The 20,262-nt window shown below is 69.4% G+C and carries 19 protein-coding genes and 1 pseudogene; 5 read left to right on the top strand and 15 right to left on the bottom strand.

Annotation, left to right across the window (positions count from 1 at the left end):
* Window positions 1–238: 238 nt before the first annotated feature.
* The 4 genes from RTA_RS09980 to RTA_RS09965 form a co-directional block, all read right to left on the bottom strand.
* Window positions 239–1,444: a branched-chain amino acid ABC transporter substrate-binding protein gene (locus tag RTA_RS09980; RefSeq protein ID WP_013901269.1), complete on the bottom strand. Its 1,206-nt coding sequence runs from the start codon at window positions 1,442–1,444 to the stop codon at window positions 239–241.
* A gap of 136 nt (window positions 1,445–1,580) precedes the next feature.
* Window positions 1,581–1,880 (bottom strand): hypothetical protein, encoded by a 300-nt coding sequence (locus RTA_RS09975; protein WP_013901268.1) that lies wholly within the window; start codon window positions 1,878–1,880, stop codon window positions 1,581–1,583.
* Window positions 1,880–2,311 carry a DNA polymerase III subunit chi gene (locus RTA_RS09970; RefSeq protein WP_013901267.1) on the bottom strand — a complete coding sequence of 144 codons (432 nt, stop codon included), beginning with the start codon at window positions 2,309–2,311 and terminating at the stop codon, window positions 1,880–1,882. The genes RTA_RS09975 and RTA_RS09970 overlap by 1 nt, the downstream gene beginning before the upstream one ends.
* A 10-nt stretch (window positions 2,312–2,321) precedes the next feature.
* A complete protein-coding gene (locus RTA_RS09965; RefSeq protein ID WP_013901266.1) occupies window positions 2,322–3,812 on the bottom strand; it encodes a leucyl aminopeptidase in 1,491 nt (496 codons plus the stop codon).
* 40 nt (window positions 3,813–3,852) lie between these two features.
* Between RTA_RS09965 and lptF the strand changes: the two genes are divergently transcribed.
* The 5 genes from lptF to RTA_RS09940 are packed head-to-tail and all read left to right on the top strand — an operon-like array spanning window position 3,853 to window position 8,582.
* Window positions 3,853–4,950 (top strand): LPS export ABC transporter permease LptF, encoded by a 1,098-nt coding sequence (gene lptF, locus RTA_RS09960; RefSeq protein ID WP_041675314.1) that lies wholly within the window; start codon window positions 3,853–3,855, stop codon window positions 4,948–4,950.
* Window positions 4,947–6,047, top strand: a complete 1,101-nt coding sequence (lptG, locus tag RTA_RS09955) for an LPS export ABC transporter permease LptG (RefSeq protein WP_013901264.1) — start codon at window positions 4,947–4,949, stop codon at window positions 6,045–6,047. Before lptF ends, lptG begins: the two co-directional genes overlap by 4 nt.
* Entirely contained in the window at window positions 6,044–6,427 is a 384-nt protein-coding gene (locus tag RTA_RS09950) for a sirohydrochlorin chelatase (protein ID WP_013901263.1), read from the top strand. Before lptG ends, RTA_RS09950 begins: the two co-directional genes overlap by 4 nt.
* Window positions 6,428–6,478: 51 nt before the next feature.
* On the top strand, window positions 6,479–7,423 hold the full coding sequence (locus RTA_RS09945; RefSeq protein ID WP_013901262.1) for a CysB family HTH-type transcriptional regulator: 945 nt from the start codon (window positions 6,479–6,481) through the stop codon (window positions 7,421–7,423).
* Complete coding sequence (locus tag RTA_RS09940) at window positions 7,413–8,582, top strand: pyridoxal phosphate-dependent aminotransferase (RefSeq protein ID WP_013901261.1); 1,170 nt, start codon at window positions 7,413–7,415, stop codon at window positions 8,580–8,582. The genes RTA_RS09945 and RTA_RS09940 overlap by 11 nt, the downstream gene beginning before the upstream one ends.
* 19 nt (window positions 8,583–8,601) lie before the next feature.
* On the opposite strand, the gene RTA_RS09935 is transcribed toward RTA_RS09940, so the two are convergent.
* The 11 genes and pseudogenes from RTA_RS09935 to RTA_RS19745 form a co-directional block, all read right to left on the bottom strand.
* Complete coding sequence (locus RTA_RS09935) at window positions 8,602–9,306, bottom strand: Rieske (2Fe-2S) protein (RefSeq protein WP_049871267.1); 705 nt, start codon at window positions 9,304–9,306, stop codon at window positions 8,602–8,604.
* A gap of 150 nt (window positions 9,307–9,456) precedes the next feature.
* Window positions 9,457–11,595: an AAA family ATPase gene (locus RTA_RS09930; protein WP_013901259.1), complete on the bottom strand. Its 2,139-nt coding sequence runs from the start codon at window positions 11,593–11,595 to the stop codon at window positions 9,457–9,459.
* Between the two features lie 244 nt (window positions 11,596–11,839).
* A complete protein-coding gene (locus tag RTA_RS21215) occupies window positions 11,840–12,064 on the bottom strand; it encodes a hypothetical protein (RefSeq protein WP_041675311.1) in 225 nt (74 codons plus the stop codon).
* A gap of 31 nt (window positions 12,065–12,095) precedes the next feature.
* Window positions 12,096–12,308: pseudogene (locus tag RTA_RS21450) on the bottom strand (chemotaxis protein CheW); the annotation flags it as partial.
* Between the two features lie 3 nt (window positions 12,309–12,311).
* Window positions 12,312–12,746 carry a hypothetical protein gene (locus RTA_RS09920; RefSeq protein WP_226986065.1) on the bottom strand — a complete coding sequence of 145 codons (435 nt, stop codon included), beginning with the start codon at window positions 12,744–12,746 and terminating at the stop codon, window positions 12,312–12,314.
* A 32-nt stretch (window positions 12,747–12,778) separates the two neighbouring features.
* Entirely contained in the window at window positions 12,779–15,619 is a 2,841-nt protein-coding gene (locus tag RTA_RS09915; protein WP_013901257.1) for a hybrid sensor histidine kinase/response regulator, read from the bottom strand.
* A 27-nt stretch (window positions 15,620–15,646) separates the two neighbouring features.
* On the bottom strand, window positions 15,647–17,779 hold the full coding sequence (locus RTA_RS19750) for a methyl-accepting chemotaxis protein (protein WP_013901256.1): 2,133 nt from the start codon (window positions 17,777–17,779) through the stop codon (window positions 15,647–15,649).
* A 43-nt stretch (window positions 17,780–17,822) separates the two neighbouring features.
* Window positions 17,823–18,374, bottom strand: a complete 552-nt coding sequence (locus tag RTA_RS09905; protein ID WP_013901255.1) for a chemotaxis protein CheW — start codon at window positions 18,372–18,374, stop codon at window positions 17,823–17,825.
* Between the two features lie 7 nt (window positions 18,375–18,381).
* Window positions 18,382–18,735 carry a response regulator gene (locus RTA_RS09900; protein WP_013901254.1) on the bottom strand — a complete coding sequence of 118 codons (354 nt, stop codon included), beginning with the start codon at window positions 18,733–18,735 and terminating at the stop codon, window positions 18,382–18,384.
* Between the two features lie 15 nt (window positions 18,736–18,750).
* Window positions 18,751–19,113: a response regulator gene (locus RTA_RS09895; RefSeq protein ID WP_013901253.1), complete on the bottom strand. Its 363-nt coding sequence runs from the start codon at window positions 19,111–19,113 to the stop codon at window positions 18,751–18,753.
* 40 nt (window positions 19,114–19,153) lie between these two features.
* Window positions 19,154–20,032, bottom strand: coding sequence for a response regulator transcription factor (locus RTA_RS19745; protein WP_013901252.1), 879 nt, complete (start codon window positions 20,030–20,032; stop codon window positions 19,154–19,156).
* Window positions 20,033–20,262 lie beyond the last annotated feature (230 nt).

Raw genomic sequence — 20,262 nt, 5'->3', positions numbered from 1 at the left:
CCAAACCAACACTGGCGCGGCTTGTAGGAATTAGCCTACGGCATCAATGCGCTCATCCCTACGCCCTGATGTGGCTGCGAAGAAACTCGGCAGCGATGCTGAGCCTGGACTTGGCAATGAAAAGGCTGTGCTGGTCACCTCTTCCGGCACGACTCAGCAGCGGCGAAGACCAGTCCTTCCATGAAAAAGGCCGCCCTGCGGCGGCCTTTCAAGAAGCGCTCGAACCGACTGGTGAGCATCACTCGATGGGCGTCTTCTTGCCATCCTTGTACGAATACAGCGTCGTGGCGGCATTCTTCAGTTCGCCGCTGGGCTCGAACTGGATGACGGAGGTCACGCCCTTGTAATTGGTCTCGGCCAGCTTGGGAATGTAGACCTTGGGGTCGGTCGAATCGGCGCGCTTCATCGCGTCCACCAGCACGAAGGTCGCGTCGTAGGTGTACGGGCTGTACACCTGGAACTGGCCCGGGTACTTGGCGTCGTACTTCTTCTTCCACTCGGTGCCGCCGGGCATCTTGGCCAGCGACGCGCCGCCCTCGGCGCAGACCACGTTGGCCAGCGTCTTGGCGCCGGCAGCCAGCTTGGCGATCTCGGAGGTGCAGATGCCGTCGCCGCCGAAGTACTTGACGTTGGACAGGCCCAGCTGCTCCATCTGGCGCAGCATCGGCCCGGCCTGCGGATCCATGCCGCCGTAGAAGATGGCGTCAGGATTCTTGGCCTTGATGGCGGTGAGGATGGCCATGAAGTCCGTGGCCTTGTCGGTCGTGAACTGCTCGTCCACCACCTGCATGCCCTTGGACGTCGCGGTCTGCTTGAACACCTCGGCCACACCCTGGCCGTAGGCGGTACGGTCGTCGATGATGGCGACCTTCTTGAGCTTGAGCGTGTCGGCGGCGTGCAGCGCCAGGGCGGCACCCAGGGCGTTGTCGTTGGCGATGATGCGGTAGGTGGTCTTGTAGCCCGGCTTGGTCAGGCTGGGATTGGTGGCCGCGCCCGTGACGTGGGGGATGCCGCAGTCGTTGTAGACCTTGGAAGCGGGGATGGTGGTGCCGGAGTTCAGGTGGCCGACCACGCCGGCGACCTTGGCGTCGCACAGCTTCTGGGCGGCTGCCGTGCCCTGCTTGGGATCGGCCGCGTCGTCCTCGGCCTGGATCTCGAAGCGCACCTTCTTGCCGCCGATCGTGATGCCCTGGGTGTTGAGCTCCTCGATGGCCATGCGGGTGCCGTTCTCGTTGTCCTTGCCATAGTGGGCCTGGGCGCCGGACACCGGGGCGACGTGCCCGATGCGCACGACCGTCTCGCCGCCTGCCGCAGCGGCCGGCGCGGCCGCGGGAGCCGAGGCCGGAGCCTGTGCCGGCGCGGAAGCGGTCTCTTCCTTCTTGCCGCAGCCTACAACCACCATCGCAGCAGCGGCCACACCGGCTGCAACAAAACCTCTCCGCATAACAAACCTCCAGTTGGATTAATGAGAAATGAGTCCTGGCTCAGGGAGCGCGACATTAGCGCAATTTTTGCGCCCAAACCATAGTGGAAGCCCCGGAGTCGCGATCAAACCCACCCGCCACCCGGCCTGTGCGCTTTCAGCGGCGCTGCGCCGCGGCCGCCGACTCGTCGGCCAGGGCCTGTGACACGGCCTGGCGCACCGCCGCCTCGACCTCCTGGCGCAGCAGCGGCCCCAGCGTGCGGGTGTGTTCGATCACCACCGTCGCGATGGCTTCGCGCAGCCGCTTGTCCAGCTCCTGCTCCACGCGCTGCATCACGCGATGCACCAGCTGTTCCTCCGCCACCCCGGCAGGCACCGGCGGTGCGGCTTCGCCGGCCGGTTTGACCACCTCGGTGAGCGTCGGGACGAAACGCGGTGACGGAGGGCGGCCGGCCATCACTGCCCCTGCGCCAGGTCATGGCGGATGATGCCGTAGCCGCGGTCGGCATAGTGCTTCCAGCGGCGGCGGGCCTGCAGGCGATCCTCGTCCTGGCCGGTCACCACCTCGATCAGCCGCTCGAAGCCCTCGAAACCCTCCGGCACCCCGGTCCCCAGGTTGACCAGCACCTGGCGGTGCGGTGCCGAGCGGACGGATTCGGCCAGCACGACGGGCGTGCGGCGGCGCACCGCTTCGAACGCCACCGCGTCATGGCAGTGCGGGACGAAGTCCAGCGCCGAGAAGGTCCACAGCGCCGTGTCCAGCTCGCGCAGCAGCTCCGGCGCACCGGTCACCACCACCTGCGCGCCACCCGCCTGGGCCTTGCGCAGCAGCCGGCAGGCGTAGCCCAGCTTGTCCGGCGCGTTGAAGTGGAAGGCGACCTCGGTCATGCATTGGCCCTCAGGCCGCGCGCACCGCCTTGCGCCGCACGGCCTTGGCAGCGGCGCTGCCGGCCGCTTGCTGGGACAGCAGGTACTGCACCAGCAGGCCCACCGGGCGGCCGGTGGAGCCCTTGGCCGCCCCGCCCTTCCAGGCCGTGCCGGCGATGTCGAGGTGGGCCCAGGGGTACTTGGCGGTGAAGCGCTGCAGGAACTTGGCGGCCGTGATGGCGCCGCCGGGCCGGCCGGCGACGTTGGCCATGTCGGCGAAGTTGCTCTTGAGGCCTTCGCCGTATTCGTCGTCCAGCGGCAGGCGCCAGCATGGGTCCAATGCGGCATCGCCGGCGGACTGCAATGCCTGGGCCAGGCCGTCGTCGGTGGCGAACAGGCCGGTGCGCACGCCGCCCAGCGCGATCACGCAGGCACCGGTCAGCGTGGCGACGTCCACCACCGCGCGCGGCTTGAAGCGCTCGGCGTAGGTGAGCGCGTCGCACAGGATCAGCCGGCCCTCGGCGTCGGTGTTGAGCACCTCGATGGTCTGGCCGCTCAGGCTCTGGAGCACGTCACCGGGCTTGAAGGCGCGGCCGCCCGGCATGTTCTCGCAGCTGGGGATCAGGCCCACCACGTTGAGCCTGGGCCGCAGTTCGGCCAGCGCGCGGAAGGTGCCCAGCACGCTGGCCGCCCCGCCCATGTCGAACTTCATCTCGTCCATCTCGGCGGCCGGCTTGATGGAGATGCCGCCGCTGTCGAAGGTGATGCCCTTGCCCACCAGCACCACCGGCGCGTCCGCGGCGGCGGCGCCCTGGTACTTGAGGACGATGAAGCGCAGCGGCTCCTGGGAGCCCTGCGCCACGCCGAGCAGGGCGCCCATGCCCAGCCGCGTCACCTCCTTGGGCCCCAGCACCTCGCACTGGAAGCCGCCGAGCTTGGCCAGCTTCTTGGCCTCCTCGCCCAAGCGGGTGGGCGTGGCATGGTTGGGCGGCAGGTTGGCCAGTTCGCGCGCGAACTCGATGCCCAGGGCCGCGGCCTTGGCCGCCGCGAAAGCCTCGCGCCGCGCCGGTGCGTCGGCCACCGCGAGGACGACCCGCTGCAGCTCGCGGCCCTCCGGCTTGGACTTGGTGGTGACGTAGACGTAGCTGGCCTCGGCGGTGGCCGCTACGGCGGCGCGCACCGCATCGTCCTCGGCGGCCTCGGGCAGGCAGATCAGCAGCCGCCGCACGCCGCTGGTGCGCAGCGCGGAGACAGCGGCCTGCACCGCCGCGTGGATGCGTTTGCCGCTGCCGTCGCCCGCGCCGGCCAGCAGCAGGCGGCCGGCCGCGATGCCCGTCGGGCGCCAGGCCTGCAGCAGCTTGCCCGGCTTGGCCTCCAGGTCGCGCGCCTTGAGCGCATCGGCCGCCAGCCGGGACAGTGCATCCTTGCCGCCCTGGAAACCATCGGTGACCAGCAGGACCAGCGCGTCGCACTTCTCCGATGCCGCCGCGGCCAGGTCCAGGGTCTTGAGTTCGAAGTCCATAATGCCGTTCTTCTTTGTCGCCACTGCTTGTTGCGCGCCGATGTTATTCCATTCCTCCGTCCGCAAGGAGCTGGCCCGCAGCTTCGGCGCGACCCTGGTGGTGCTGATCACCATCGTCATGACCATGACGCTGATTCGCACCCTCAGCCAGGCCAGCCGGGGCAGCGTCAACCCTCAGGAGATCCTGATGGTGATGGGCTACACCGTGCTGGGATACCTGCCTCCTCTTCTGACGATGTCGCTGTTCATCGCCATCGTCGGCACGCTCTCGCGCATGTGGCGCGACAGCGAGATGGTGATCTGGTTCGGCGCGGGCCGCGGCCTGTCGTCCTTCCTCAAGCCGCTGCTGGCCTTCGCCTGGCCGATCCTGGTGGTCATCGCGGTGCTGGCGCTGGCGGTCTGGCCCTGGGCCAACGAGCAGGCGCAGGGGCTGCGTGACCGCTACGGCAGCCGCGGCGACCTCGAACGCGTGGCGCCGGGCCAGTTCCAGGAGTCGGCCAACGGGGCGCGGGTGTTCTTCCTGGACAAGGACACGCCCGACAACCGCTCGGGCAAGAACATCTTCATCTCCACCGTGGAACGCGGCAAGGAAACCGTCACCTCGGCGCGCACCGGCCGCATCATCACCCAGGGCGACAGCCAGTTCCTGCTGCTGTCCGACGGCCAGCGCATAGAACGCACGGCCGACGACGGCGAGCTGCAGGTCAGCGAATTCGCCGAGCTGGGCAACCGCGTCGGCGCGGCCTCGCCGGGCAGCCGCGATTCGGTGCCGGCACGGGCGCGCTCGACGCTGGCCCTGCTGCGCGAGCCCACGCCGGCGAACCAGGGCGAGCTGGCGTGGCGCCTGGGACTGGCGCTGGCGGCGTTCAACTTCGTGGTGATCGCGATCACGGTGTCCAGCGTGAACCCGCGCGCCGGGCGCAGCGGCAACCTGCTGTTCGCGCTGTTCGCCTTCATCGTCTACTACAACCTGCTCAACCTGGGGCAGAGCTGGATAGGCACCGGCCGCATCGGCCTGCACGTGTTCGTGCTGGCGCTGCATGGCGGCGTGCTGGCGCTGGGCCTGCTCTGGCTGGGGAAGCAGCACAACAACTGGTCATGGAAGCCGCGGCTGCGGCGAATGGAGGCCGCGCCATGATGACCATCCGCCGCCTGATCTACCGCGAGGTGGTCGCGTCCGTGGCCTTCGTCGCGATTGGCTTCCTGGCGCTGTTCTTCTTCTTCGATTTCGTCGACGAGCTGCCCCGGGTGGGCCGGGGCAGCGCCTCCTATGGACTGGCGCAGGCGCTGCTGCGCGTCACCCTGCTGCAGCCCAGCCACCTGTACGAGCTGCTGCCCATCGCCGTGCTGATCGGCACCATCTTCGTGATGGCCCGCCTGGCGCAGAGCTCCGAATACACCATCCTGCGCACCAGCGGACTGGGCCCCTGGCGCGCGCTGCGCTCGCTCCTGGCGCTGGGCCTGGTGTTCACCCTGCTCACCTTCGCCACCGGCGACTACGTGGCGCCGGCGGCCGACCGCGCGGCGCAGCTGCTGCGGGCCCGCTTGCAGGGCAGCATCAGCGTGGGCCAGACCGGCGCCTGGCTGAAGGAGCGCCAGCAGCAGTCCACCTACAACGTGAACGTGAGCGCGCTGCGTCCGGACGGCGACATGATGGGCGTGCGCATCTTCGAGGCCGACGCGCGTGGCTTCCTGGTGGCGGTCATGCAGGCCCAGGAGGCGGAGTTCGGCAATGGCGAATGGATCCTGCGCAATGCCGAGCGCACCGACTTCGCCGCCGTCGGCGAGGGTGTGCCGCGCGTGACCAAGACCCGGTCGCCCCTGCTGCGCTGGCCCAACAGCATCAACCAGGAGATGGTGTCGGTGGCCCTGCTCAAGCCGGACCGCATGGCCACCCTGGACCTGTTCCACTACATCCAGCACCTGGAGGAGAACGGGCAGAGTTCGCAGCGCTATGAGATCGAGTTCTGGCGCAAGGTGTTCTATCCCCTGAGCTGCTTCGTCATGGTGGTGCTGGCCCTGCCCTTCGCCTACCTGCACTTCCGTTCCGGCGGCATCACCGGCTTCGTGTTCGTCGGCGTGCTGATCGGCATCAGCTTCTTCCTGCTGAACAACGTGTTCGGCTACATCGGCAACCTGCGCAACTGGCTGCCCTGGCTGACGGCCGCGGCGCCCGGGCTGATCTACTCCGTGGTGTCGTTGGGGGCCTTCGGATGGCTGGTGCTTCGGCGATGAGCGACACCGCCTCCCACGCCGTCATCCTGTTCGCGCACGGCTCACGCGATCCGCTGTGGCGGCTCCCCATGGAAGCCGTGGCCGCCCGGCTGGCGCGACGCGCACCGGGTCTGCTGGTGCGATGCGCCTACCTGGAACTGACCCAGCCCGACCTGCCCACCGCCGCGGCCGATCTGGCGCGGGCCGGTGCCACCCAGGTCGCCATCACGCCCATGTTCCTCGGGGCCGGCCGGCACGTGCGGGAAGACCTGCCGGCGCTGGTGGAGCAATTGAAGGCGGCGCATCCGGGTGTCATCTGGACCCTGCGACCGCCCGTGGGCGAGGACGAACGCCTGCTGGACCTGCTGGCCGAGATTGCCGCCGAACAGTCCCTTGAATAGCCCCTTAGAGTGTTGAGGCATAATGAATTTCTTCCTTAGTAGAGATTCGGTATGAACCTCCACCAGTTCCGGTTCGTGCAGGAGGCAGCGCGGCGCAACCTCAACCTTACCGAGGCGGCCAAGGCCTTGCACACCTCGCAGCCCGGCGTGTCCAAGGCCATCATCGAACTCGAGGAAGAGCTGGGCGTGGAGATCTTCGCCCGGCACGGCAAGCGGCTCAAGCGCATCACCGAGCCGGGCCAGCACGTGCTGCGCAGCATCGAGCTGATCATGCGCGAGGTGGGCAACCTCAAGCGCATCGGCGAGCAGTTCAGCGCCCAGGACAGCGGCACGCTGTCCATCGCCACCACCCACACGCAGGCGCGCTACGTGCTGCCGGTGTCGGTGGCCAAGCTGCGCGAGGCCTATCCCAAGGTCAACGTCAGCCTGCACCAGGGCTCGCCGGACCAGGTGGCGCGCATGGTGATGGACGAGGTGGCGGAGATCGGCATCGCCACCGAGTCGCTGGCGGACTACCAGGACCTGGTCACCCTGCCCTGCTACGAGTGGCAGCACGTGCTGGTGATGCCGTCCGCCCATGCGCTGGCCCAGAAGGAACGCATCTCCCTGGAAGACCTGGCGGCCGAGCCCATCATCACCTACCACCCGTCGTTCACCGGCCGCACACGCATCGACACGGCCTTCGCCAACCGCAAGCTGCAGCCGCGCATCGCGCTGGAAGCCATCGACTCCGACGTGATCAAGACCTATGTGCGCCTGGGCCTGGGCGTGGGCATCGTGGCCGAGATGGCGGTGCGCGACGATGGCAGCAACGGCGACCTGGCGGTGCGGCCGCTGGGCCAGCTGTTCGGCCAGAACATCGCGCGGGTGGCCTTCAAGCGCAGCGCCTACCTGCGCAACTTCGTCTACCAGTTCGCCGAGCTGCTGTCGCCACGGCTGGACCGGCACCTGATCGCCAAGGCCATGACCGGCCACGTCAACGACTATGAGCTCTGACCTCCTCGTACGCACCCCGGCGGTGCAGTCCAAGCTGCCCGCCGTGGGCACCACCATCTTCACCGTGATGTCCGCCCTGGCCGCCGAGAAGGGCGCGGTCAATCTGGGCCAGGGTTTCCCGGATTTCGACTGTGATCCGCGGCTGGTCGGGGCCGTCACCCAGGCCATGACGCGCGGGCTGAACCAGTACCCGCCCATGACGGGCGTGCCGGCCCTGCGCGAGGCCGTTGCCGCCAAGGTGCAGGCGCTGCACGGCCACCGCTACGACGCCGGCAGCGAGATCACCATCACCGCCGGCGCCACGCAGGCCATCATCACCGCCATCCTGGCGGTGGTGCGGCCGGGCGACGAGGTGATCGTGCTGGAGCCCTGCTACGACAGCTACGTCCCCAACATCGAGCTGGCCGGCGGCACCGTGGTGCGCGTGCCGCTCACGCCCGGCAGCTTCCGGCCCGACTTCGACAGGATCGCCGCCGCCATCAACGGCCGCACCCGGGCCCTCTTGATCAACACGCCGCACAACCCCAGCGCCACGGTGTGGACGCGCGAGGAGATGCTGCGCCTTTCCCAGCTGCTGGCCCCCACCGAGGTGCTGCTGATCAGCGACGAGGTCTACGAGCACATGGTGTTCGACGGCCAGGCGCACCAGAGCGCGGCGCGCTTCCCCGGCCTGGCCGCGCGCGCCTTCATCGTCTCCAGCTTCGGCAAGACCTACCACGTGACGGGCTGGAAGGTGGGCTTCGTGGCGGCGCCGGCGCCGCTGTCGGCCGAGTTCCGCAAGGTGCACCAGTTCAACGTGTTCACCGTCAACACGCCGGTGCAGCACGGGCTGGCGCAGTACATGGCCGACCCGGCGCCCTACCGCGACCTGCCCGCCTTCTACCAGCGCAAGCGCGATCTGTTCCGCGAGGGCCTGGCGCGCACCCGGCTGCGCCTGCTGCCCAGCGAGGGCAGCTACTTCCAGTGCGTGGACATCTCCGGCGTGAGCGACCTGGCGGAGGATGCGTTCTGCCAGTGGCTGACCAGCGAAATCGGCGTGGCGGCCATCCCGCTGTCGGCGTTCTACGGCGACGGCTTCGACCAGCGCGTGGTGCGCTTCTGCTTCGCCAAGAAGGACGAGACCCTGCGGCTGGCGCTGGAGCGGCTGGCACGGCTGTGAGGCGCCGCGCCGCGCGCGGCTAGCACTGCACGTTGTTGCGGCAGAACCTGTCCAGTTCGCGCACCACGGCCTGCCCGGCCACGGCATTGCGCGCCTTGGCGCCCACGTCCAGGCTCAGCTTGGTGGCGTACTTCTGGAAGAACGCGTCGAACAGCTCGCCGCCCAGCGTGCCGGTGGCGGTGAGCGTGTCGGCCTGCGGATCATGGCTGAGCAGGATGGCGGCCAGCGGCTGCGGCGCAGGACCGGAGAGCACCTCGGCGCCGCGCGCCGGGTCGTACTGGCTGTGCTCGGCGCAGCAGTGGATCAGGCTGTCCTGCACGCCGCGCTGCGCCCGCGTCTTGCGGAAGCTGATGAAGCTCACCTCGCGCGTGGGATACACCAGCTGGTGCGAGCAGATCGCCGAGAACGCCACGATGCTGCGCCGCGACCCCACGCCTCCCGGCCACTGGTAGGTGTCGCGCGAGCGGGTGGTGAGCGACTGCGGGGCCGCCGGCTTGCCCAGGTCCAGCAGGAACGCGGGCGTGGCCTCGAACGGGTAATGGAAGACGTAGTTGGTCTGCGGCCGAAGGCTGGACGCGCGCAGCGGCTGGTTCTGCTCGTCCACCAGCAGGGCGCGGGCATAGGCCTTGGGCCGCGCGTCGGCCGCGAAGGCCGGCAGGGCCGCCGAGGAGGACAGGCAGGCGGCGCCTGCGGTGCACGACTCGATGAAACTGCGCCGGTCCATGGGATGCTTCTTTTTCGGGTCTGGGGCCGCCACGGTAGTGGCAGCCCGGCGGTCTGTCATGCCCGTTTGTACGCAAGAACAAAGTCCGCAGTTTTGAGGGCGCCCAGGAAAAAGCCGCCCGAAGGCGGCTTTCGCGGGGCATCCTGGCTTTCAGGCCGCGTGGGTCAGGCCCACCCGGGTGTTGAAGCTGTAGCAGGCCGCCTCGAACGCACGGATCTCGGCCAGCGCTTCCTTCAGGCTCATCTCGCCGGCCTCCATCAGCTTGCCGGCCAGGTGCTCGGTCAGCGGCTTCAGGCGGGCCAGCAGGGCCTTGGTCTCGCCGTACAGGCGCTCGCTCTGCGCCTCCATGATGGAACGCGTCTCCTCGTCGATGTTCCTGCTGCCCTGGCCGTCGCTGGACAGCGCGCCGAAGTTCAGCCGCGTCTTGCGGTACATGCCCATCTCGCCCACGGCGTGGTGCAGCAGCTTGGTCACGCGGGTGATGTCGTTGTGCGCGCCATTGGTCGTGCCCTCCTCGCCGAAGAACAGCTCCTCGTTGGCCATGCCGCCCAGCAGGACGCGCACGTCGTGCTCGATGTCGCCCTTGGTCTTGAGCAGGTTGGCGCCCTGCTTGTGGAACACGAAGCCCAGCGCGTTATTGCGCGGATTGGCCTTGAGCGAGATCTTGAGGGTCTTCATCTCGGCCAGGATGGTGTCCCAGTCGCCGCCGGTGCGCTTGCGCTCCTGCTCGAAATCCACCAGGAAGTGCCCCCACTCGTGGATGGCGATGATGCGGCGGTCGCGCTCGCGCTCCTTGGTGGTGTTGGTGTTGACGTTGCCCACCATGACCCGCTCGGCCGCCTGCATCAGCGTGTCGGTGCCGATCATCTCGCCGGCCTGCACCGCGGTGATGCCGGCCTGGTTCACGATGGTCTCCAGATCGGCCGGGCTGCGGCCCTCGGTGATCTCGACGATGTGGCGCAGGTCCAGGTCGGGCAGCACCTTGTCGGCGCGCTGGCCCAGGTAGTGGCCGATGATGGCGGCGCGCTCTTCCTTGTTGGGCAGGCGGAAGTCCACCTTCATCTGGAAGCGGCGCAGCATGGCCTCGTCCATCTGCATGGTCTCGCTGTTGAAGTTGGAGGCCACGATCCAGATGATCTCGGCGTCGTTCTTGGTGCGTACCCCGTCCAGCACGGCCAGCAGCATGTTCTGCGTGTCGTCGTCGAACTTGCGGTTGCCGCCGCGCTTCATGAACAGGTCCTGCGCCTCGTCCAGGAAGACGATGCAGCGCTTGCGCCGCTTGGCCATGGACATGATGCGGTTCAGGGTGCTGGCGCCGCCGCCCACGTAGCCGGTCTCCAGGTTCACGGCCGAGTGGAACAGGATGGGCAGGTTCAGCTCCTTGGCCAGGTAGCTGGCCAGCTTGGTCTTGCCGGTGCCGGCCGGGCCGCTGAACATCACGTTGAACGGCTTGTTGATGCCGTACTCGGCGTACTCGGCGCGGCGCTGGTACTGGTCCTTGATCTGCGCGACCTCGGTCTTGATGTCGTCCATGCCGACCAGGTCCTCGATCGAGCCCTGCACCTGGGCCGGCTCGATGAACTTGAGCGACTTCATCTGGCCCTTGAGCTGGAAGAACAGGAAGCCCAGCAGGCCCAGGGTGAGCGAGGCCGACAGCACGCCGCTGACGCCGGCCTTCCAGGCGTCCTTCTCGGACTGGGGCCGGGCGCCGGCGAAGCGCTGGTCCAGGCGCTCGATCATGGCGATGCTGGTGGCGCTGAGCTCGGCACGCGGCACGAACACCAGCTTGCCCCCCCAGGCGGCCGACACGGCCTTGTCGGCGAAGATCTTGGTCTCCATGTCCGACGGGTAGTAGGCGAACTGCTTGCCCTGGGATTCGACCAGGATGAAGCGCTCGGAGACGTTCCACATCAGCGGCTTGTAGATGACCGTGATGCGTTCGACGGGACTGTTCTCCAGGAAGCTCAGCACCGAGCCGGTGCCGAACACCACGGGCAGCTGCTCATTGAGCGTCCACAGGCCGCCCGCGACCTTGTCGCCGCCGGCCATGGCCCGGACCTCCTCGGCCACCACGGCCTGCTTCTGGATGAGCACCAGGGAGTAGATGCCGGTGGCCGGAATCAACAGGGCCATGGCGATGACCGTCAGCTTGACGGCCGAGGTCTGAATGACGAACCAGTCCTGCAGCCGCGACGCGGCTTTCTTGATGGCCAGCCACAGGCTGCCGGCGGGCTGCTCGTCCTTGGAGATTTCGGTAGAAGTGTTGGCGCTGGCGGACAGATCCGACATAGGTTCTTTCGAAGGAAAAACACGCGATCACGTGTCAGAGGCATCCTACATAGACCTACCACGCGAAGCCAGCCTTAGACACACGCCCCCTCTGCTTGTGAACGCTCTCGTGACTTATTCACGCGGGAACCCGCGCAGGGCAAACCGCTCCAATGCAGGCCGGGTTTTTTTCAAGTTTCTTCCCCCGGCCCTTCATCCCTCGGCCGCTCTGCGACCGGGGGATTTTTTCTGGCGCGGTCGGTGCTCAGGCGACCGCGGCGAACAGGCGCAGGGGGTCCACGACGGGGACCGGGCGGCCGTGGTGCTGGAAGCACGCCGAGGCGACCGACGGCCACAGCCGGCTGTCCTGCGGCAGCGCGCAGCGGTCCTGGTCGTCCACCGTGACAACGCGTGGCAGCCGGGCCAGGCCCAGGGCGCCGTGGGCGGCCGGCTGCCCCGGCTGCCGGCTGCCAGGCCAGCACCAAGGCATAGCGGGGCGGCGGCAACCGCTGCAGCAGCGGCCCCGGCCGCAGCAGCCCCTCCATGTCAACCAGCGGGATCCAGGCGCCGCGCCAGGGCATCAGGCCGTGGGCGGCGCGCGCGGCACCCGGCACCGGCACCACCGCTGGCTGCTCGACCACCTCCAGCGTGGTGTGGACCGGCAGCGCGATCCAGTGGTTCTCGCGGTACTCCACCAGCTGGGCGGACACCTCGGGGGCAACATGCAGGTCCATGGCTCAGCTTCCTTCCAGCGCAAAGGCCCGCAGGCGCGCAGCGCTGCACAGGTAGGCCAGGCCGTCGGCCTGCTCGACGAAATGCGTCACCGGCGTGGAGCCGGTCCGCAGCACCGCCGGCACCGGCCGGGCCTTGAGCTGGGCGCCGTTCATCATCTGCACCTCGTCCCAGCACCACAGCAGCCCATCGCGGTCCCCGGCGAAGGCGGTGGCCACGAAGCGTCCCGAGGGGCACTGCGGCAGCGGCTTCATGTCTTCGGAAAGGGCGACGAAGCGGCGCGTCCCGGGCGTCGGCTCCTCCAGCAGCCCCGGCACAGCACCGGGCTGGGGCCGCACCTCCAGGTACGACGCCTCGCCGAGCTCGCCGTGCGGCAGCAGCAAGCGCAGGCTGCCGGCGCGCAGCATCACCCAGGCGCCCTGCGGCAGGTCGGCGCTCATCGTGTCCATGGTCATTGCAGCGTCCCGCCCGCTCACCCGGCCAGCGCCTGGCGCAGCGTGTCCAGCAGCTCCTCGTCGCGGTAGGGCTTGGTCAGGTAGGTGTCGACCCCGGCCTGCTGCGCCATCCGGCGATGCTTCTCCTGCGAGCGGGAGGTGATCATGATCACCGGCAGGCCGCGCAGGTCCTCGCGCCCGCGCAGGTGCGCGGTGAACTCGACGCCGTTCATGTTGGGCATCTCCAAATCGGTCAACACCACGTCCGGCCTGAAGCTGCGCAGCGCGTCCACGGCTTCCATGCCGTCGCGTGCGGTCTTTGCCACATAGCCGGCGTCCTGCACCAGCTGCTGCAGCGCGTTGCGCACCGAGAACGCGTCGTCCACGATCAGCACGCCCTTGGCCTGCTGACGGCCTCCCGCCGGCTCCTGCACGGAATCCGCCGCGCCGTCCTGCAGCCCGCGCCGTGCGCCTGCGTCCGGTGCCAGCAGCTGCAGCAGGTCGAGGTTGAGGGCCACCGAGCCGTCGCCGAGGATGGACAGCCCCGCCACGCCGCGCAGGTGGCGCGCGTACCGGCCGGGACTCTTGACCAGCAGCTCGCGCGCGTCCAGCAGCCGGTCGACCGCCAGCACCTTGACCTGGTCGTCCACCCGCACCACCACCGCATGCTGCTCCTCCAAAGGCAGGGGCTCGGGCTCGCGCAGGCCGGCGGCCTGCGCCAGCCGCAGCGCCGGGTACACGGTGCCGTCATGGCGGTACAGCGCCCGGCCGGCCTGGAGCTCGAAAGCGCCCACGCCGCGCGGCAGCGCCTGCACCACCTGCACGGCCGGCAGCGCATAACGTTGCCCGGCCGCCTCGACGATCAGTGACTGCACGGTGGACAGGGTGGCCGCCACCCGCATCTCGAACACGCAGCCGCGGCCGGCCCCGGTCTCGATGCGGATGCTGCCGTTCATCGCCACCGCGAACTCGCGCACCACGTCCAGGCCCACGCCGCGGCCGGACACCTCGGTCACCCGGTCGCGGGTGGAGAAGCCCGGCAGCAGCACCAGGCGCGCCGTGTCCTCCTCGCCGAGCACCTGGTCGGCGGCGACCAGGCCGCGCTCGATCGCACGGTGGCGCACGGCTGCCAGGTCCATGCCCGCACCGTCGTCGCGGCAGGTGACCACCAGCTGCTGGCCCTGGCGCCGGAACGCCAGCTCGATGCGGCCGGCCGCCGGCTTGCCCGCCGCCAGACGGACGCCGGCCGGCTCCAGGCCGTGGTCGACCGCGTTGCGCAGCAGGTGCAGCAGCGGCTCGCCCAGGCGGTTGAGGATCTCGCTGTCCACCAGCGTCTGGCCGCCCACGACGACCAGGCCGGCCTCCTTGCCGGTGGCCTTGCAGGTGGCGCGCACGTTGCGCTGCAGGCGTGATTCCAGCGCGCCCACCTCCGTCATGCGGGTGCCGATCACGATGTGCTGCATTTCGTCCGACAGCCGCTTCTGCTGCGCCTGCAGCCCGGCCAGCCCGGCGATCTCCTCCTCCAGCCGGACGGCCAGCATCCGCGCGTCGGCCGCCTCCTCCACCAGCGCATGGGTGGTGCTGTGCAGTTCGCTGTACTGGTCCAGCTCCAGCGGGTCGAAGCCGGGGCGCTCGGTCTGCATGCTGCGCTCGCGCAGCGTGGACAGGGTGCGCACGTCGACCACCGTCTCCAGCTCGAACAGGCGCTTTTGCAGGCGCAGGTTCTGGACCAGCAACTCGCGCGAGCGGTCCACCACGTCCTTGATGCGCGTCTCCATCGCCGCCGCCTGCACCGACGCCTCGCCCGACACCCGGAACAGCGCCTCGATGCGCGCCAGGCTGACGCGCAGCGCGCTGGCCGGGCCGTGGGGGGCGCCCGCGGCGCGCGCGGCCGGCGCCGGCTCCTGGACGGCGGATGGGATGCCAGCGTTGGCCGCGGGCGCGCGCAGCACGCCATCGGCCTCGACCGGTTCGCCGCGGTCCAGGCGGTTGGCCAGGTCCAGCACCGCCTGCAGCACGGGCTGGGCCTGGGCCGGGAGGTCGTCGGCGCCGGTCATGAAGCCGACCATCTGCTCGACGCACCAGGCGGCGTCGAGCAGGGTTTCGCGCGCGTGTCGGCCCATGCGGCCGTCCGAGCGCTCGGCGTGCTCCAGGATGTCCTCCAGGTGGTGGCCGAGCGACGCGATGCCCCGCACGCCCAGGATGGAACCCGAGCCCTTGAGCGTGTGGGCCACGCGCTTGGCGGCGACCACGTCGGAGCTGTCGCCCTCGCCTGCGGCGAGCGCGCGTGCGTAGGCGACCAGCTGCCGGGCCTGCTCCGGCGCCTCCTGCAGGAAGCCGGCCAGCATGTGCTCGTCGGCATCGGCAGGCAGCTCCAGCGCCACGTCCTCGGGCAGCGCCAGCACGGGCCGCAGCGGCTGCGACTCGTCGACCCCGACGCCCACCTGCAGCGGCATCGCGCCCAGCATGTGCATCACCTTCAGCGCCCGCTCCTCCTCCATGGGGCTGGGGGCGGCGCGCAGGTGGTCGACCAGGCCCGCGGCCGTGGACGGGTCGCTCAGGTTGCGCAGGTGGTGCACCGTGAGCGCCGGCCAGCGCCGCAGGAACTCGATCAGCGGCCCGCGCTCGCCCGGCGGCAGCGCCGGCAGCAGCAAGGTGTTTTCCGCCACGTGCTGGCACACCGCCTCGAGCCCGGGAAATCCTGCCAGCGAGGCGGCCTCGCCCATGCGCTGGGCCTGCCCGCTGTACAGCTCGAAGGCGTCCACGAAGGCCGCGTCGTCGACGGCGCGTGCGGCCAGTTCGCCCAGGCTGCGCTCGAGGTCGGCCTGCGCCAGTTCGACCTCGGCAGCCAATGCGTCGATCAAGTCATTGAGCTTCATGCGCGCACCCTTGAGGATGGACCGGCGTCAGACGGACACCGGCATCAGCTTGAACACGTTGACCGAGTCGACCAGCCTGCGGGCCGAGTCGAGCAGCGTGTCGGTCTCCCGCGTCTGCGCCTGGATCTGCGCGGCCGTCCGTTCGGTGCTCTGGCCGATGGTCTGCACCGACTTCATCAGCGTCTCGGACATCTGCTTCTGCTCCCCGGAGGCGGCGGCGATGCGGCGCACCTGCTCCACCAGCGCGGCGGTGATCTCCTGCGTGCGGCGCATCTGCTCGCCGGCCCTCTGCGCCTGCTCGGAGCCCTGGACCACCTGGCCGATGGTGCGGTTCACCGTGGCGATCGTCTCGTTGGTCTCCAGCTGGATGTTGTTCACCAGCGTGCCGATCTGCTGGGTGGCGTTGCGCGAGCTCTCCGCCAGGCGCTGCACCTCCTCGGCCACCACCGCGAAGCCGCGGCCCGCCTCGCCGGCCACCGCCGCCTGCATGGAGGCGTTGAGCGCCAGCACGTGCGTGCGTTCCGAGATCGTGTTGATCAGGTTCACGATGCCGGTGATCTCCTGCGAGCGCTCGCCCAGCCGCTTGATCCGCTTCTCGGTCTCGGAGATGGTCTCGCGGATCGACTCCATGCCGCGCACCGTGCCGGTCACCGTCTCCAGCGCCGTGTCGGTGGCCTGCGTGGCCTGCTCGGCGGAGCGGTTGCTCTGCTCGGCCACCTTGGCGACCTGGTCGGTCATCTGCGTGGCTTCCGCCAGCGCCTGGATCATCTGGTTCACGCTCTTGCGCTCGTCCTCGGCGGTCTTGGACACCAGCTCGGCCTGCGTCTTCACGTTGCCCGACACCTGCCGCACCTCGCCGGCGATGCGCGTCACGCCGTGGAGCACCTTGTTGGTCTCGTCCGTCAGCAGGTTGATCGAGTCCGACACCGTGCCGATGATGTCCTCCGTCACCGGGGCCTTGGCGGTCAGGTCGCGCTGGGAGAGCTGGTTCACCGCCTGCAGGATCGAGATCACCGAGTTGTTCAGGCGCTCGTTCTCCGACTCGGCCGCGCGCTGCGCGTTCAGCCGGTCGGTCAGCAGCGCGTCCACTGAGCGCCACACCTGGCCCATTTCGTCGGCGCTCACCACGGCCGACTCCGCGGTGAGCTGCTCGCCGCCGCGCACCCGCTCCACCGTGTTCTGCAGCTGGTGCACCGAATGGGTGATGTTCACCCGCACGCCGGTCAGCGTCCGGTACAGCATCCAGCCCACCGCGGCAAGCACCGCCAGCAGCGCCGGGATCGAGACCAGCAGCGCGATGCGCACCCGGGTGGCGGCGGCATCGCGGCGCTCGGCGACTTCCTTCAGCAGCCCGGGCAGGGGCTCTTCCGCGGCGCGTGCGGCAGCCCGCGCCGTGGCGATGGATTGGTTCACCGCGATCGTGCCGGCGGCGAACTCCTTGAAGGTCTTGTCGTAGGCGCCTGCCAATTCGGCCAGTTGCGCGCGGGCCGCGCCGTCCAGCCTGGCTCCGGCGATCAGCTGCTGCAGCCGCTGCGCTTCTTTGGCGTGTCGGTCCGCGAACTCCTGCCGTTCGCGCAGGATGAAGTCCTTCTCGTGCCGGCGCAGCTGCAGCACGCTGTTCTCGATGTCCAGCGCGCCGGATTTATCGGCCAGCGCCTCGGCCTCGCGCACCGCCTTGCGCAAAGCGCCCTGCAGGCCGGCGTTCTCGTCCACGCCCAGGGCGATCTGGGTGTTGGCGGCGGCCAGGAAGGCCTGCCGGTACGCCGCGTTGGTCTTCTCCAGCTCGGTCAGCACCCGCACCTCTTCGTCGGTAGCCGCCGGATTGGCTTTCGCCGCCTTGAGCAGGGCGAGGGACTCCTCGTCGTTGCTCTTGTGCTTGTCCAGCTCCTCCTGCGTCTTGCGTTCGAAGAAGTCCTTTTCGTTGCGTCGCATCTGCAGCAGCGCGGACTCGTAGCCCTGCACGGCCTGGGCCAGCGCGCCGAGGTCGGTCTGCTGCGCCACCCCCCGCGTATTGAAGACGGCGACGCCGAGGTACGCCAGCAGCAGCACACCAAAGGCGATGGCGGCCTGCCGCAGCAGCCGGTTCAGGCGTTCGGCGATCAGCGTGTCGCCGCTGCCGAGCATGGTGCTCGACTGGAAGCTAGGGAGACGCAATTTCATGGCGGGTTCCGTTCAGGTTCAGGGTTGCACGACGAAGGGGAAGTCAGTGGTTGCGCAGCGCGGATTCCAGGGCGTCCAGCAGCGCGGGCATGTCGAGGTCGAGCCAGAGCTCGTCGGCCACGGTCACGGCGTTGTGCACCAGGCCGGCCAGGGCGGGCGGGATGGTGCCGGGATCGGCAACCTGGGCGGCGTTCCAGCGCAGGCGGCGCGGCAGGCCGTCGATCACCATGCCGGTGACGTCATCGCTGTGGCCCAGCACCAGCAGCATCGGACGCGCCCGGCCGCCGCGCGCCACGCCCAGATAGGCGGCCAGGTCGAACACCGGCACCAGCACGCCGTGCAGGTTGGCCGTGCCGACGAACCAGTGCGGCGCGTTCGGCAAGGCGGTCGACGCGGGCAGTTCGGCCAGCTCGCTGCCGTCCTCGTAGCGGATCATCAGGCGCAGGCCGCCCACGGCGAAGCCTTGCCGGCGCTCGTCCTGGTCGGCAGCCGCCAGCGGCGCCGTGAAGGCGAGCACCGCATTGGCAGGCATGGCCAGGGCCTGGCTGGGCGCCAGCTGCGCCAGCGGAGCGAGGGTTGCGAACGCGGCGTCCATGCCGGTCTCAGGCCAGCTGCGCCAGGATCTGGGCCGCCGTGTAGGGCTTGGCCACATAGCCCTTGGCGCCGAGCATCAGGCCCCAGGCCATGTCGGCCTTCTGGTTCTTGCCGGAGACGAAGACCACCGGGATGTTCCTGGTCGCGTCTTCGCTCTTGAGCTTGCGGGCGGCCGCGAAGCCGTCCATGTCCGGCATGTTCACGTCCATCATGATCAGGTCCGGCGCGTCGCTGCGGGCGCGGGCGATCGCCTGCTCGCCGGACTCCGCCGTGATGACGGTGTGGCCGGCGCCGGCCAGGATGCGTTGCAGGTTGTCGCGGTCCACGGGGGCGTCGTCGACGACGAGGATCTTGCTAGCCATGGCGGAACTCCTTGGTTAAACCGCGCGCACCTGCGACAGCACCTGCTCGTCGGTGAACGGCTTGGTGATGTAGCCCTTGACGCCCAGCATCTGGGCCCAGGCCTTGTCGGCCTTCTGGTCCTTGGCCGAGACCACGATCACGGGGATGTCGCGCGTGTCGGCCTCCCCCCGCAGCAGCGCACGGGTCGCGGCGAAGCCGTCCATTTCGGGCATGTTGATGTCCATCAGGATGGCGTCGGGCTTGCTGCGCTTGACCGCGTCGAGCGCCTGCACGCCCGTGGCGGCGGTGGTCACGGCGTAGCCGTTGTCGGCCAGCAGCTTTTCCAGGCGCTGGCGTTCGGCCTGGTTGTCTTCGACGATGAGGATGGCGCGGGGCATGTCGGCTCCTTGGGTGGGTGACGGAAAGGGTTCGGGGCGGTCAAGCCGGCAGCGGCGCCGGCTGGGTGAGATCGAGGTCCAGGCGCACGAAGGCCTGGAGCACCTGGAAAAGCTGGGCGGGATCGACGGGCTTGGTGAGGTAGGCGTCGCAGCCGGCCATCTTCCCGCGCACCAGGTTGAACGGCGACGACTTGCTGGTGAGCATCACCACCGGAGGAACGAGGCCGCCCCGGCCCTTGATGCGGCGGCAGGCTTCGAAGCCGTCGATCCCGGGCATCAGCACGTCCATGAGCACGCAGTCCACCGCGCCGGCGGCGGTGGCCGCGAGCGCCGCCTCCCCGCCGTCGGCCTCGGCCACCCGGATGCCGCGCGGCTCCAGCAGCGAGCGCAGGTAGGCCCGTACCGCCATGCTGTCGTCCACGACCAGCACGTCACGCCCCGCTTCCGCCGGGCGAACGCGCTGCGCGGACGCGGGCGACGCCTGCTTGGGTGCCGGCTTGCCGGCCACGGTGGGGTGCTGCTCCATGGCGCGGAACAGCAGCATGGGCAGGATGGGCCATTGGACCGGGCGCGCCATCTGCACGTGTCCGGGCGCGGCACCCTCCCGGCCATCGACCCAGATCACGGGCCTGTCCGCCAGCCAGGGTCGGCCCTCGGCCCAGCGCGAGGCCAGGCGGTCGCGCGCATCGACCATGAAGACGTCGGCCCGCTCCGCCTCGGCCTCGGTGACCAGTTCCAGCTGTGGCGCCCGGCGCCGGGACAGCATCACGCTGCCCTGCAGCAGGCGGCGCTCCGCGTCGGTGAAGCCCATGACCAGCAGGCGCACGACATCACCTGCCGCGGCGGGCGGATGGCCCTGCAGTTCCAGGAGCACAGGTGCGGACGCGGCCTGCGCGGCGATTCGGTGGGTATCCAGCATGGGTGGGTTTCTCATGGATGGGGTGAAAGCTCTACATTGGCGTAACTGAATGTACGAATTGCTGGGCCCTGGCGCGATCCGTGCGTTACACCCTGGCGCGCCTGTCATACCCTGGTGGTAGGTGCGAAGTACACCTAGGTATTAATAACTAAGCTGGTGAGGCGGGTACCGTAGCGGCTGCAAAGAGAATCACGCGTATGTTCCAGCTCTACCGCTCCTTCGCCGCCCGG

Source organism: Ramlibacter tataouinensis TTB310, assembly GCF_000215705.1.
GTDB lineage: Bacteria > Pseudomonadota > Gammaproteobacteria > Burkholderiales > Burkholderiaceae_C > Ramlibacter > Ramlibacter tataouinensis.
Note: the sequence above shows the minus strand (reverse complement) of the source record. Positions and strands in the feature narration are given on the sequence as shown.